This window comes from Roseateles chitinivorans (assembly GCF_050632145.1).
Lineage (GTDB): Bacteria > Pseudomonadota > Gammaproteobacteria > Burkholderiales > Burkholderiaceae_C > Roseateles > Roseateles chitinivorans_B.
On record NZ_CP192577.1, the window covers coordinates 3,498,938 to 3,511,367 of the forward strand.

A 12,430-nucleotide genomic window follows, 5' to 3' on the forward strand; every position below is an offset into this window, starting at 1 on the left:
TCATCGATTGGATCGGACTGCGGTGACCGCGCTCGACCAGTTGATCGAAGCCTTGCGGCGCCTGCCTGGCGTGGGCCAGAAGTCGGCCCAGCGCATGGCCTACCACCTGCTGCAGCACGACCGCGCCGGCATCGACGCCCTGGCCCGTGCGCTGCAGGACGCGGCGAACAACGTGCGTCATTGCGAGCGTTGCCACACCTTCAGCGAGGCGCCGCTGTGCCCGATCTGCTCGGACCGGCACCGTGACGCGCGGCTGCTGTGCGTCGTCGAATCGCCGGCCGACCAGGCCGCGATGGAGCGCACCGCCTCGTACTTCGGCTACTACTTCGTGCTGCAGGGCCGGATCAGTCCGCTGGACGGTGTGTCGACGCGCGAGATCGGCGTCCATCAACTGCTGGAACGGGCCGCGGACGGGCAGGTGGAGGAGGTCATCCTGGCCACCAGCTTCACCGCCGAAGGCGAGGCGACCGCGCACGTGCTGGCCGAGGCCTTGCGTGCGCGGGGGCTGCGCAGCACGCGGCTGGCGCGGGGCGTGCCGGTGGGCAGCGAGCTCGAGTACGTCGACCTCGGCACCATCGCGCATGCGCTGGTGGATCGCCGGTCGACCTGATCCCCGCCTGGATGGCCGGGGCTTGATGGCCACTTGCCCGCGTCCGGCGATGGCCCTTTGACGAGAAGCGGGAGTCCGCCATGACCATCGCCAACTACTGCCTGATCGCTGTCTGCCTGATGCCGCTGCTCTGCGCGTGGATCGCGAAATCGCGCGGCATGGGGAGGCCGCGTCGCGAAGGGGGCTTCGACAACCACGATCCGCGGGCCTGGCTGAGCCGGCAGACCGGCTGGCAGGCGCGGGCCCACGCGGCGCAGCAGAACAGCTTCGAAGCGCTGCCGCTGTTCATCGCCGGGGTGCTGGCCGCGCAGCAGATGCAGCATGCGCAGTCGCGCATCGACCTGCTGGCGATCGCCTTCGTCATCACGCGCGTCGTCTACGTCGCGCTCTACATCGCCGATCGGCCGAACCTGCGCAGCCTGGCGTGGGCTGTCGGTACGGCGCTCGCCGTGGCGCTGTTCTTCGGCTGAGGCCGCGTGCGCCAAGTGAAACGGCCGCTCACCGAGCGGCCGTTGTCGTTCCAGGGACGTCGTTCCAGGGACGTCGTGCGCGCGGTCAGCGCAGTGCGGTCTTCGTCGCCACCGTACGGACGCCCTTGCCGTCGCCCGCGGCGACCTTGGCGCTGCGCGTCTTCGCGCCGCCCTTGGCGGACTTGCTCGCCGCGCTCGACGCGACCTTGGTGATCTTGCCTGACCTCGCGGTCTTGGCGGAGGACTTCGACGTCGCCGTCGACGTCGACGGTTCCACCGCGGCCAGCTGCTGGCCCTCGCGCACATAGGCGACGACCTGCTGACCCGGCTTGAACGTCGCCTTGGTGCTCACGCGATTCCACTGTGCCAGCTGCGTCGTGCCGAGGCGGTACCGGCGCGCGACGCTGGCCACCGTGTCACCCTTGTTGGCCTTCAGCGTGACGCGGCGCATCGGCGGCACATCCGGCGCGAAACCGATGCTGGCGTTGTCGGCCAGATGCTCCGACACGTCGCGATCGCGTTCCGCGGTGCGCGGCACCAGCAGCGTCGAGCCCTTGGTCACCAGCATCCGTGCCGGGATGCGGTTGATCTCGCGCAGGCCGGTCTCGTTCATGCCGACCTGCTTGGCGGCGTCGGCGGGCTTCATCGTCCGGGGCACGACCCACGCGGTCCACGACGCCAGCGGGCCGCGGTGCTTCTCGAGGTTGGCGACGAAGGTGCTGGCGTTGTCGTAGGGCAGCAGCAGCTGGCCGCTGCTGGCCGCCAGGATCACCGGCTTGTTCATCGACGGGTTGAACTGGCGGAAGGTCTCCTCGTCCAGCTCGGCCAACTGTGCGGCGCGCGCGACGTCCATGTCGCGATCGATGTTGACCGACAGGAAGTACGGATGGTTCGCCACCGCCGGCAGCTCGATGCCGTAGGCCTCGGGGCGCATCAGGATGTTCTTCACCGCCTGCAGCTTGGGCAGGTAGTAGCGCGTCTCGTCGGGCATGCGCAGGCTGTCGTAGTCGATCGGCAGGCCGGCCTTCTGGTTGCGGGCGACCGCCTTGCTGACGTTGCCCTGGCCCCAGTTGTAGGCTGCCAGCGCCAGCTGCCAGTCGCCGTCGAACATCTTGTTCAGGCGCTGCAGGTAGTCCAGCGCCGCCTTGGTCGAGGCGAGCACGTCGCGGCGGTCGTCGCGGAAAATGTTCTGCTTCAGGTCGAAGTCGCGACCGGTGGCGGGCATGAACTGCCACATGCCGACGGCCTTCGCGCTGGACTGCGCGTCGTTGCGGAACGCGCTCTCGACGAAGGGCAGCAGGGCCAGCTCCATCGGCATGCCGCGCTTCTGCACTTCCTCGACCACGTGATAGAGGTAGAGGCTGCCGCGGCCGGTCATGCGCGCGACGTAGTCGGGCCGGCTGCTGTACCAGTCCTCGGCCTTGCGGACCAGGTCGTTGTCGAGCTCGGGCATCGCCATGCCGGCACGCATCCGCGCCCACAGGTCGACGTGCGTCTTCGGGGCGTCGAGGTCGACCTTCTCGCCGGGGTTCAGGTTGTCCTCGAGCAGGACGTCGAGCTTCTCTTCCGGCGCCGTGGCGGCGCGCGCCACCGGCGTGGCCGGCGAGGGCACGGCGGAGGCCGCGGCCTCGACCGCCTGCACCGTCTGCTGGGCGACGGCCTGGGCTTCCTGGTTGTCGGCTTGCGGCCGGTTCGTCGCGCACGCGGCCAGCACCAGCGGCAGCAGCGCGGCGATCAGCGTCAGCGCGGGGCGTTTGCCGGCGGCGGGGGAGGGGAAGGAGGGGGTGGAGGAGACGGCCTCCGCGCCGGTCGCGGCGCGGGAAGAACGGGACGGCAGGTAGGTCGGGTTCTGGGGTCGGTGCATCGGAGGCTCAGCGAAATTCGTTCTTCCATTGACGCAGACCGGCCAGGACGGCGACCGGCTGCGACGTGACGCTCGGATCGTGGCGCTGGGCGGCCTCGCGGACGTCGGCGTGCTCGCAGCGCAGGAAGGGGTTGATCTGGAGCTCCACGGCGATGGTGGAGGGCAGGGTGGGCAGCGACTGCTCGCGCCGGGCCAGACACCAGGCCTCGTGGCGCGCGACCGCCTCGTTCTGGGGCTCGACTGTGCGAGCAAAACGCAGATTCGACAAGGTGTACTCGTGCGCACAGCAGACACGGGTTTCCCCGGGGAGCGCCGCGAGCTTGGACAGCGAGTCGTGCATCTGCGCCGGCGTGCCCTCGAAGAGCCGTCCGCAGCCGGCGGAGAACAGCGTATCGCCGCAGAACAGGATCGGCGCGCCGCCGTCGCTCGGTTGCTTCAGCACGAAAGCGATGTGACCGGCGGTGTGGCCGGGGACGTCGAGCACCTCGAACGTCTGGCCGAGCAGCTCGAAGCGGTCGCCTTCGGACAGGGGTTCGACGTCCACTGGCATGACTTCGCCAGCCGGCCCCCAGACCTTGGCACCCGGGGCCAGCAAGGGCAGCAATTCCCGCACCCCGCCGACATGATCGGCATGGTGATGGGTCACTAGAATGCCCTGCAGGTCCAGCCCCAGCGAGCGCAGCGCTTCCTTCACCGGCGCGGCGTCGCCCGGGTCGACCACGAGCGCCGACCGGCCGTCCATGCAGCAGCCAGAGATAGTTGTCTGAGAAGGCGGGAACGGCGACCAGGTTCATGCAGGCAAGGGGATCAGGTCCCAGCGATGAAGACTCCGGGCCAGGACGACGACAGCGACGAGAAGCCGCCGATTGTAGAGGCGCACTTCCGGCCGGACACCGCCGCGGCGGAGTTCGCGCACTGGTTGCGCACGCCTGCGGGGCGCTACCTGCTCGCGTGGGAGCAGCGCTTCATCGATGCGGCCGTGATCGACTGGTTCGGATATCACGCGCTGCAGCTGGGCTTCCCCAACTGCAGGGTCTGCGGACCAACCGGATGACCAACCGCTGGCTGGCGCTGAACCACCGGCCGTTCGAGGACGGCGTCGCCGGTCCGCCGCAGCCCTCGCTGAGCGCGCATCCGCTGGAGTACCAGCCCGAGCCCCAGGCCGAACTGGCCCCGGGCCTGAACGGCGCGGGCCGTGCGGCGGTCTATTGCGAATTCGATGCGTTGCCGTTCGAAGCCAACAGCCTGGACCTGGTGCTGCTGCCGCACACCTTGGAGCAGGCCGCCGATCCGCACCGCTGCCTGCGCGAGGTCGAGCGCGTGCTGCGGCCCGAGGGGCGGGTCGTGATCCTCGGCCTGAATCCGGCCAGCCTGTGGGCGGTGAGGCAGAATCTGGCCCGCGTCAACGGTCGCATGCTTGGCCGTCCGCCGCGGCTCTACCTGCCGGAGGAGCGCGAGTACCTCGGCTACTGGCGGCTGCGCGACTGGTTGCGGCTGCTGTCGTTCGAGGTGGAGCGCGCGCAGTTCGGCTGCTACCGCCCGCCGCTGCTGAGTGATGCGTGGCTGGCGCGCTGGCAATGGATCGAGAAGCCCGGCGGCAAGTGGTGGACGGTGCTGGGCGCGCTGTACGGCGTCATCGCGGTCAAGCGCGTGCACGGCATGCGGCTGATCGGCATGGCGCGTGGCAAGAAGCGCGCCGCCAAGACCGCACCGGCGGTCGCGGCGGTCCACCACCACCATCATCATCGCGACGATGTCGAGGTCGATTGACGTCGATCCGACCCGACCGACGTCGACGCCCACGTCCCCCTGACGCCGGTCTTCCCCGTCTCTTTCCGACCTGACCCTTTCCGACCTGTTCATGACCGATACCGAACCCTCTGCTTCCGCTGCTCCTGCCGCGCCCAAGATCGCCAAGCCGCCCGTCGTCATCTACACCGACGGTGCCTGCAAGGGCAATCCGGGTCCGGGCGGCTGGGGCGCGTGGCTCAAGAGCGGCGACCATGAGAAGGAGCTGTTCGGGGGCGAGCGCAACACCACGAACAACCGCATGGAACTGACGGCGGTGATAGAGGCGCTGACCTCGCTCAAGCGCAGCTGCAACATCGTGATCTACACGGACAGCGAATACGTGCGCAAGGGCATGACCGAGTGGATCTCGGGCTGGCAGCGCCGCGGCTGGAAGACGGCCGACGGCAAGCCGGTGAAGAACGCCGACCTGTGGCAGCGCCTGGACGCGCTGCGCAAGCTGCACACGGTGGACTGGCGCTGGGTCAAGGGCCACGCCGGCGATCCGGGGAACGAGCGCGCGGATGCGCTGGCGAACAAGGGGGTGACGGTCGCGAAGTGAGCCGCCGGCGCGTGCGCCTCAGATCACTTCAAGTCGGCGCAGCGCGACGACCATCCGCTCCACCAGCACCGGAAGCTCCGCTCCCGTGAGGTTGTTCTTCTTGAGGAATGACTTCCACATGCTGACCCTGATCGGATGGGTTGAGAACTCACGGGAGAGACCTTCGGGAACGCCGTCGGGCAGCGCCGTCCCACGCTGGGCGAAGGTTGCTCCGATCGCGGTCCGCAACTCATGTGGGTCAATGAGGTCGTCGTGCAGCAGCACATCGAGATCGAAGTAGTCCTTGAGTCGCGTGTTGTCGATGCCTCGCGCCCAGATCGCATGAAGCTTCTCGGCGATTGCCGTTTCCTTCCGATAGGCCATCAGGCGCGGGGCTGGAAGATCCGGCAGCAGCGTCGGATAGACGATGGGCTGAGGACCAGGCGACACGGCATCGCCATATCCGATGTCGAGCTGGATGCTGAGTCGCGCCCGGTTGAGCTCGCCGGTCAGCGTCACCCGGACGACGTACTTTTCTTCGATGCCCAGGACGCGTCCGACCACGGAATCTGGATCGAAGCTGACACCGTCGTCGACCTGGACGGCGCAGACAGTCTTGAACACCGCGACCAGGCGCTCGACATCGTTCGACGTCAACGCCACGAAATCTGCGTCGCGGGTCGGGCGGTTGCGATCCTGGTACCAGAGAGAGAAGAGCAGGGCGCCTTTCAGCAGGAACTCGTTCGCATGTGGTGATGCGGAGAGTCGGTAGAGGAACCGCTCAAGCCCGAAGCGGGTGATGAGGCGGGAGAAGTTGATATCAGTGCGTTGGGCCAGATTGAGCAGCCGGTCGCGCACCGAGGCGGCGACGTTGCGGCTCATGCGATCAGGCTCTCCACATACGGCCGCATCACGTTGTCGACGCGGTCGATCTTGGCGAAACGGCGAAGGTCGCTCGACTTGAAGGATTGCTGAGCCCAGCCATCACGCAGCGCTTCGATGCTGACGTCCAGGCCGACCTTGTTCCGGAACTTGAAGCAATCGGCGACGGTCTTGGCCGGGCTGAAGATCGGCACGCGGACGCCGTCGATCTCGTGCTCGATGACACCTTCGGTCAGCGCGTCGCCCGACATCCGGATGATGCGCACCGCTGGCGACTGGATGCGCGGTGAGGCCGCGCTGGACGGGAGCGCGATCCAGACGTCGTAGGGTTCCTGCGTTCCGATCTCGTGGAAGCGCAGCGCGGACAGCAGGCAGACCACCGCGCGAGGCGCCCGCACACACACCTCGGCAAGCGAAATGTGTTCGGAGACATCTCGCTCGTTCGGAGCGTAGATACCGTGGCTGACGCGTTGCAGGGAGCCCGCCCGCACCATCCGACTCAGCACCATCGATGGAATCCCTTCCTCGACCACATCCCGCGCGCGCAGCGGCGACCGCCGTCGCGCAAGGGCGAGAACGGCCTCCTCATAGGAAGGCGGAGGCGGGGGTGGGCGGCGAGTCATCCCGATGAGTGTGTTGGAAAAGCTATGCATAAGTCTACAAGTACCTAGGAAATGCAACATTCCGAAGAGGACGTTGCGGATCCTGTGACCGTACTTGTCGACCGGTTCGTCGCCTATGACTCATTCCTTGGGGATGCGCTGACGCCTTCCAGCAATTCAAGTGAATCGCCTGGCTGAAATACCGTACCTCGAACGGTGGAGCGCCTTCAGCGCGTTGTTGATGTGGGCCCTCGGTCGCTCCACTACACTTCTCCGCCTTCCTGGACCTCCGCGTTCCCTCGTCATGAACAACCAACCGCTGATCGACTGGCATTCGATGTTCATGGGCGTGGCCCTGCTGGCCGGCGCCCGCTCCAAGGACAGCCGCAAGCGCAACGGCGCCTGCATCGCGAGCCCGGACTACAAGATCGTCGGCGTGGGCTACAACGGCCTGCCGCGCGGCTGCGACGACAACGACCCCGCCTACTGGTCCGACGACGACGCCGATCCGGCCAACTCGCGCCACAGCTACATCGTCCATGCCGAGGTCAACGCGATCCTCAACTGCGTCGTGCTGCCGCTGACCGGCAGCACCATCTACACGACGCAGTACCCGTGCCCGCGCTGCGTGCAGTCCATCATCCAGGTCGGCATCCAGCGCGTGGTCTACCTGGAGAAGAAGGATCACCAGATCGGCCTGAACGCGGCCTCGGCCAAGATGCTGACCGACGCGCGGATCAACGTGCTGGCGCTCAACGAGCTCGACGTGCCGGCCGCGGTCTGGTGCACGGACCTGTCGGGCTTCATCGCCAAGCCGCGACCCTGAGCTCGCCTCGACGGGTGATCCGTCGAACTGGCCGGAAAACACCCCGCTTTTCCCGCTCAAGTTTCAGGCGGCTCGATTCATGATCCCTCCCACGCCGACATGAATCGTTCCGAGGCCGCCATGCACACCACCACCATCCCGCCGCACCTGATGCCCGAAACCGCCCAGGCTCTCTGGGGACTGGTGCCGGATCTCGGCCTGACGGTGGCGGGCGCGGCCGGCATGGACGAGCTGTATGCGCTGCAGGACCTGATGGCCGGACAAGGCCTGACCCTGCAGCCCACCCGCATGCTGTACGACCGCCTCTACGCGCTGGAGCGCCTCAACACCGCGTACGCTCGCGGCGACTGGCAGCTGCAGGCGGCGGCGCAGTCGCTCTTCGACGCCTACCAGCGTCGCGGCGAATGGATCGGCCTGGTGCATTGAGTCGGGCTGTCCCCCGATTCCGAAACGAAGGCGCCCGCGAGGCGCCTTTGTCGTTTTCGACATCGTGGGATTGGCGCTGTGTCTAAGATGGTTCCGCCACTTCAGGAGGATCGCATGAACGCACCGCGCTCTCCCCGGGACTTCCCACCCGGCCTCTTCGGCGGGCTGGAGCACGACGATGAGGACCACCGCATCGGCGAGACCGGCCAGAAGGGGCCGGAAGGTGATGGCGACGTCGATCGCGCCCATCACGAGCAGCAGGACCGCGGCAGCCGGGACGATCGTTCGCGACCGCCCAAGCGCTGAACCGGGCTGCTGAACCGACCACTGAACGGAACGCTGACCGTTACCTTTCGCCGTCTTGGCGGCTTCATCTCCCAAGTGCAGAATCCGCGGTCGCAAAAAAGCCAACAAGGCGATCGAACTCGGGAGGAAAAGGCGATGCCATTCGTCGGATTGGGTGTTCACGTTCTGCTGGCGCTGTTCTGCGCCGTCCATGTCGTGCGCAACGGGGGGCAGCTGTACTGGCTGATCATCCTGTTCTCGTTCCCGCTGCTGGGCAGCCTCGTCTACCTGCTGGTGTTCGTGGTGCCGCACTCGCGGGTCGAGCGCAGCGCCAGGCGTGCCGTGCGCGCGGCTGGTCGTGCGATGGATCCGGGCCGGGAGCTGCGCGAGGCGCGTGTCGCCTTCGACGAGACCCCGACCGCGCAGAACCAGATGCGTCTGGCCACGGCGCTGCTGGATGCCGGTGAGGCGGCGCAATCCGCCGAGCAGTTCCAGGCCTGCCTGCGCGGCCCGTTCGCGAAGGACCTGGAGATCCGGCTCGGCGCCGCGCGCGCCTTCCTGGCGGCGGGTCAGGCGGCGCAGTCGCTGGAGCATCTGGCGGCCATTCGCGCCGAGAAAGCCGACTTCCGTGCCGAGGCGGTATCGCTGCTGACGGCAAGGGCGCTTGCGGCGCTCGATCGCCAGGTGGAGGCACGCGCGGAATTCGAATCCGCGTCGGAGCGCTTCGGCAGCGTCGAGGCCTGGGCGGAGTACGCGATCTGGGCGCTGGGCCGCGGCGACGACGCGACCGCGCAGCCGCTGCTGACGAAGATCGACAAGGTCAGCGCGAAGTGGAACGCGCTGACGAAGCAGCTCAATGAGCCGGTGATGCGGCGGCTGCGGATGGCGCGCAAGCCTTGACGCGCCCGGGAGGCGCTCCGCCTCACGCGCTGACGAAGGGCCGCTCCCGCATCCACTTCGTCGCCACCCACTTCTCACCGCGCGTGACCGCGCTGCTGGCGTGCAGCGAGGCGTGGTCCAGTTCGCCGTGTGAGTTGGCGTACTCGAAGTAGACGGCGTTGCCGCGCTGCGGCGAGACCGCCCAGCCCGCCGCCGGGAACACCGTCTCGCCGCCGGCGGGCACGTCGTTCAGGTAGGTGACCAAGGTGCTGACGCGTTGCCCGCTGCGCGCGATCGACGCCTGGTTGGCCGGGTTCGACGGCACCAGGAAGTCGTAGTGCGGGGCGCTGCCGGCGCCTTCGGGGTAGTGCAGGATCTGCAGCCCTTCGCCGTGCGCGACCGGCAGGTTCATGATCTCCGCGATGCGCCGGTCCAGGCGCGCGATCAGCGGCGTCTCCGCCGGGCGGAAGAACATGCCGAGGCTGCTTCTCAACCCGCTCACGACGTCGCGTCCGGTGCGCGGATCGACGAGCGTCGATGGCCGCAGACGGCCTCGCGCCAAGGCGATGACTTCCTCACACTCGTCGGCGCTGAAGACGCCGTTGAGCACCGCCAGCATCGGTCGCTCCGCGCGAGCGGCCACGCGCACGACGCGATCATCCGTCGCGATCGACGTGCCCGACCGGAAGCGCGGCGTTTCGTATCGATAGGGCGGGGCGCCGTCGACGGCCGATGACATCGGCATTCCCGCCGATGTCCCTGTCGGTGCCGACATCCCCATCGGCGTCGACGCAGGCGTGAGCTCCACCTGATCGACCGGCATCGCGCGCTCGCCGCGCCGCGCGCGCACGAATGCATCGACGATCGCCTGCGCCGCCTCGGCCGCGATCTCGCGCTCCTGCAGCGCGCCGCGCAGGTCGCCCGGCGCGACGCCGTTGTCCAGATGCTCGCGGACCCAGTCCCCCAGCGCGGGAGGAAAACGCACGACGGTCGTCATGACGGCGCCCGCCTCAGAGCAGGTCGACGGCGACCCAGCCGGTCTCCGTCTTCTTGAACGTCTCTTGCAGCTGCGCGCTGCCCGCGCCGCGGATCACCTGCGCGACGACGGGGAAGACCTTCTGCAGCTCGGCGTCGCCGGTCCACGGCGCGGCCTTCACCTGGTAGGTGTAGCTGACCACCGCGTGCCGGTCCTTGCCTTCACCGCCCAGTTCCCAGTGCACGACCTTGTCCAGGCTGAGCTTGGCCGCGCAGAAGTCGCCGCGCGTCTCCTTGCCGCCGTCGGCCTTCGGCTGCTCGCGCGTCACGTAGAACTGCTTGCCGGTCTCGGTCAGCGCATAACGACGGACCTTCATGTGATGCGAGACCTCGTTGTCGTCCTTGACGTCGACCTCGGCCACCGTCGAGCTCGCCAGACCGAGCCGCTCCAGCACCGGCAGCTGCAGCGCGTTGCGCGCGCCGGCGTCGATCTCGCGCTGGGTCAGGTCGATCGGCCATTCGCCCTTGGCCAGGCACAGGTCGCCGCGCTTGGCGAGGTAGTCCGTCATCCCCGGCACGAAGTGATCGGCGGTCGGATCGACCGAGGCGGCGGGGCCGGCTGGCTCCCCGGGTCGCGAGCAGGCCGCGAGCATGGACAGTGCGAGCGCGGCGGCCGTGAGGCCGGCCGCGCGCATCAGACGATGAGGCGAGAGAGGAGGGGCGGCACGAGAAGCACGATGAGAAGCACGATGAGAAGCAGAAACGGTGGTCATGCGGAAGATGGGCATGGGGAATCCGGAGAATTCGGAAGAGGACCTCACGACGTGCAGGCGCCCGCGGCGGGCGCTTTCGCCGGCTGCGTGTCCTTGTCGTTGAGCGTGTTCAGGAAGCAGATCAGGTCGGCGATGTCCTGCTCCGACATCGGCGGCTTGCTGTGCGCCGCGCGGCCGTCCAGCGGCATCTGGGTGTCGATGTTGCCGACGAACTGCTGCGGCAGGTCGTCGAACTTGCGCACCTTGCCGCCGACGTACTGCGTGGTGATCAGGCCGTAGGTCGGGAAGTCGGCGTCCGGCGTCGCCTTGGGCGTGCCGCCCACGGTCGGATACCAGAGCTCGGGCATCGTGTCGCGCGTGTTGTAGAAGCGGATCGTCTGCTCCAGCGAATGGAAGATCCCGTTGTGGAAGAAGCTGCCGCGCGTCGCGACGTTGCGCAGCGTCGGCGACTTGAACATGCCGCAGAAGGTGTTGCCCTTCACCGGCGCGTGGTCGGTGCGTTGCGGGCCGCACAGGCCGATGTCGACGTGGTTCGCGTCCGCGTTGGCCGGGATCGCCGCGTTGCGCGGCACGCCGATGGCCTCGTAGGAGAAGTCCGTGAAGATCGCCGTGCTGCCGTTCAGGCCGGCGCCCTGGTAGTGGCACGACGCGCAGTTGCCGCCGTTCGGATCGGCGAAGACCTTCAGCCCGCGCGCCTCGGCCGCGGTCAGCACGCCGCCGATCTTGTTGCCGATGTAGAGGTCGAACTTGCTCGAGTACGGATGGAAGCTGACGTCCTCCAGCTGGAAGGCCTGCAGCGCCTTCCCGGCCGCGGCGAAAGCCAGGTCCGTGTTGTCGAAGATCGTCGCGCCGAAGGCTTGCCGGAACTGCTCGGCGTATGGGCCGGCCTGCAGCTTCTTCACGACGTCGGCGGCGCTGGCGTTCGCCATCTCGTTGGGGTCCAGCAGCGGCATGCCCGCCTGCTCGGCGAGCGTGGCCGCGCGACCGTCCCAGGCGAAGCCGCCGCCCGGACCCGGCACGCTGACGCCGTCCGGGTTGTCGAGCAGGTCCGCGTAGGGCGGCGTCGCGTCCTTGTAGCGCAGCGAGGGCACGGCGCGCAGGCCGGCGTTCTTCAGCTCGGGACCGCCGAGCTGCACCGACAGGTCGTTGGACGGGCCATAGGCGTTCTTGGGGTCGTGGCAGGTGGCGCAGGCCATGCGGCCGGAACCCGACAGCGTCGCGTCGAAGAACATCTTCTGACCGACCTGGGCGATGGGGCTCAGCGTCGTGACCGGATTCAGCGCGGTGCCCGCGCCCGATGCGGCATTGGCAGGCGCGACATCGGCGTCGCCCTTGCCGGACGGACCGCACGCGGCGAGCAGGGCGCCGAGACCGACGCACACGCACGCGCCAACGAAGGCGGCCGCCGAGGCGCGCACATGGAAGAGGACGTCACGCATGAAATGGGGTGGGGGAGAAATGAGAGGGCCGGCGGCGCTCGCGCGCCGCCGGCTTCAGGCGCGGCGGACC

General features: G+C 68.2%; 13 protein-coding genes and 2 pseudogenes. 8 read left to right on the forward strand and 7 right to left on the reverse strand.

What is annotated here, in order from left to right; genetic code table 11:
* The first annotated feature begins 22 nt into the window (after nucleotides 1-22).
* Nucleotides 23-610, forward strand: a complete 588-nt coding sequence (gene recR / locus ACQ86G_RS16155; RefSeq protein ID WP_431256292.1) for a recombination mediator RecR — start codon at nucleotides 23-25, stop codon at nucleotides 608-610.
* 80 nt (nucleotides 611-690) lie between these two features.
* The gene (locus ACQ86G_RS16160) at nucleotides 691-1,080 is read left to right on the forward strand and encodes an MAPEG family protein (protein ID WP_431256293.1); all 390 of its coding nucleotides are present in this window, start codon (nucleotides 691-693) and stop codon (nucleotides 1,078-1,080) included.
* Between the two features lie 85 nt (nucleotides 1,081-1,165).
* On the opposite strand, the gene ACQ86G_RS16165 is transcribed toward ACQ86G_RS16160, so the two are convergent.
* Together ACQ86G_RS16165 and gloB are read right to left on the reverse strand one after the other, a co-directional pair.
* Nucleotides 1,166-2,944 carry a transglycosylase SLT domain-containing protein gene (locus tag ACQ86G_RS16165; RefSeq protein ID WP_431256294.1) on the reverse strand — a complete coding sequence of 593 codons (1,779 nt, stop codon included), beginning with the start codon at nucleotides 2,942-2,944 and terminating at the stop codon, nucleotides 1,166-1,168.
* 7 nt (nucleotides 2,945-2,951) lie between these two features.
* Nucleotides 2,952-3,738, reverse strand: a pseudogene (gene gloB, locus ACQ86G_RS16170) (hydroxyacylglutathione hydrolase).
* Between the two features lie 26 nt (nucleotides 3,739-3,764).
* Here gloB and ACQ86G_RS16175 point away from each other — a divergent pair.
* Together ACQ86G_RS16175 and rnhA are read left to right on the forward strand one after the other, a co-directional pair.
* Nucleotides 3,765-4,714 (forward strand): annotated as a pseudogene (locus tag ACQ86G_RS16175) (class I SAM-dependent methyltransferase).
* Between the two features lie 91 nt (nucleotides 4,715-4,805).
* Entirely contained in the window at nucleotides 4,806-5,294 is a 489-nt protein-coding gene (gene rnhA / locus ACQ86G_RS16180; RefSeq protein WP_431256295.1) for a ribonuclease HI, read from the forward strand.
* A gap of 18 nt (nucleotides 5,295-5,312) precedes the next feature.
* Here the strand turns inward: rnhA and ACQ86G_RS16185 are convergent, their stop codons facing one another.
* Nucleotides 5,313-6,155, reverse strand: a complete 843-nt coding sequence (locus tag ACQ86G_RS16185; protein ID WP_431256296.1) for a nucleotidyl transferase AbiEii/AbiGii toxin family protein — start codon at nucleotides 6,153-6,155, stop codon at nucleotides 5,313-5,315.
* Entirely contained in the window at nucleotides 6,152-6,778 is a 627-nt protein-coding gene (locus ACQ86G_RS16190; protein ID WP_431256297.1) for a type IV toxin-antitoxin system AbiEi family antitoxin domain-containing protein, read from the reverse strand. Before ACQ86G_RS16190 ends, ACQ86G_RS16185 begins: the two co-directional genes overlap by 4 nt.
* A gap of 283 nt (nucleotides 6,779-7,061) precedes the next feature.
* On the opposite strand from ACQ86G_RS16190, the gene ACQ86G_RS16195 reads away from it, so the two are divergent.
* From ACQ86G_RS16195 to ACQ86G_RS16210, 4 genes are all read left to right on the forward strand, one after another.
* The gene (locus ACQ86G_RS16195) at nucleotides 7,062-7,583 is read left to right on the forward strand and encodes a deoxycytidylate deaminase (protein ID WP_431256298.1); all 522 of its coding nucleotides are present in this window, start codon (nucleotides 7,062-7,064) and stop codon (nucleotides 7,581-7,583) included.
* Between the two features lie 99 nt (nucleotides 7,584-7,682).
* The gene (locus tag ACQ86G_RS16200; RefSeq protein WP_431256299.1) at nucleotides 7,683-8,009 is read left to right on the forward strand and encodes a hypothetical protein; all 327 of its coding nucleotides are present in this window, start codon (nucleotides 7,683-7,685) and stop codon (nucleotides 8,007-8,009) included.
* A 114-nt stretch (nucleotides 8,010-8,123) separates the two neighbouring features.
* Complete coding sequence (locus ACQ86G_RS16205) at nucleotides 8,124-8,315, forward strand: hypothetical protein (RefSeq protein ID WP_431256300.1); 192 nt, start codon at nucleotides 8,124-8,126, stop codon at nucleotides 8,313-8,315.
* 135 nt (nucleotides 8,316-8,450) lie between these two features.
* Entirely contained in the window at nucleotides 8,451-9,194 is a 744-nt protein-coding gene (locus ACQ86G_RS16210) for a hypothetical protein (protein WP_431256301.1), read from the forward strand.
* A 22-nt stretch (nucleotides 9,195-9,216) separates the two neighbouring features.
* Here ACQ86G_RS16210 and ACQ86G_RS16215 read toward each other — a convergent pair whose 3' ends face one another.
* The 3 genes from ACQ86G_RS16215 to ACQ86G_RS16225 all read right to left on the reverse strand — a co-directional run bounded on the left by ACQ86G_RS16215 (nucleotide 9,217) and on the right by ACQ86G_RS16225 (nucleotide 12,360).
* Complete coding sequence (locus tag ACQ86G_RS16215; protein ID WP_431256302.1) at nucleotides 9,217-10,170, reverse strand: 2OG-Fe(II) oxygenase; 954 nt, start codon at nucleotides 10,168-10,170, stop codon at nucleotides 9,217-9,219.
* Between the two features lie 13 nt (nucleotides 10,171-10,183).
* Nucleotides 10,184-10,843, reverse strand: a complete 660-nt coding sequence (locus ACQ86G_RS16220; RefSeq protein ID WP_431256303.1) for a hypothetical protein — start codon at nucleotides 10,841-10,843, stop codon at nucleotides 10,184-10,186.
* Nucleotides 10,844-10,965: 122 nt separating this feature from the next.
* Entirely contained in the window at nucleotides 10,966-12,360 is a 1,395-nt protein-coding gene (locus ACQ86G_RS16225) for a cytochrome-c peroxidase (protein ID WP_431256304.1), read from the reverse strand.
* Nucleotides 12,361-12,430 lie beyond the last annotated feature (70 nt).

Excerpts from the sequence above, each read along its gene's own strand:
- ACQ86G_RS16215 (WP_431256302.1), bottom strand. The coding sequence starts at position 10,170 with ATGACGACCGTCGTGCGTTTTCCTCCCGCGCTGGGGGACTGGGTCCGC.
- ACQ86G_RS16190 (WP_431256297.1), bottom strand. The coding sequence starts at position 6,778 with ATGACTCGCCGCCCACCCCCGCCTCCGCCTTCCTATGAGGAGGCCGTT.
- ACQ86G_RS16210 (WP_431256301.1), top strand. The coding sequence starts at position 8,451 with ATGCCATTCGTCGGATTGGGTGTTCACGTTCTGCTGGCGCTGTTCTGC.
- ACQ86G_RS16200 (WP_431256299.1), top strand. The coding sequence starts at position 7,683 with ATGAATCGTTCCGAGGCCGCCATGCACACCACCACCATCCCGCCGCAC.
- rnhA (WP_431256295.1), top strand. The coding sequence starts at position 4,806 with ATGACCGATACCGAACCCTCTGCTTCCGCTGCTCCTGCCGCGCCCAAG.
- ACQ86G_RS16195 (WP_431256298.1), top strand. The coding sequence starts at position 7,062 with ATGAACAACCAACCGCTGATCGACTGGCATTCGATGTTCATGGGCGTG.
- ACQ86G_RS16185 (WP_431256296.1), bottom strand. The coding sequence starts at position 6,155 with ATGAGCCGCAACGTCGCCGCCTCGGTGCGCGACCGGCTGCTCAATCTG.
- ACQ86G_RS16165 (WP_431256294.1), bottom strand. The coding sequence starts at position 2,944 with ATGCACCGACCCCAGAACCCGACCTACCTGCCGTCCCGTTCTTCCCGC.
- ACQ86G_RS16220 (WP_431256303.1), bottom strand. The coding sequence starts at position 10,843 with ATGCGCGCGGCCGGCCTCACGGCCGCCGCGCTCGCACTGTCCATGCTC.
- ACQ86G_RS16225 (WP_431256304.1), bottom strand. The coding sequence starts at position 12,360 with ATGCGTGACGTCCTCTTCCATGTGCGCGCCTCGGCGGCCGCCTTCGTT.
- ACQ86G_RS16160 (WP_431256293.1), top strand. The coding sequence starts at position 691 with ATGACCATCGCCAACTACTGCCTGATCGCTGTCTGCCTGATGCCGCTG.
- ACQ86G_RS16205 (WP_431256300.1), top strand. The coding sequence starts at position 8,124 with ATGAACGCACCGCGCTCTCCCCGGGACTTCCCACCCGGCCTCTTCGGC.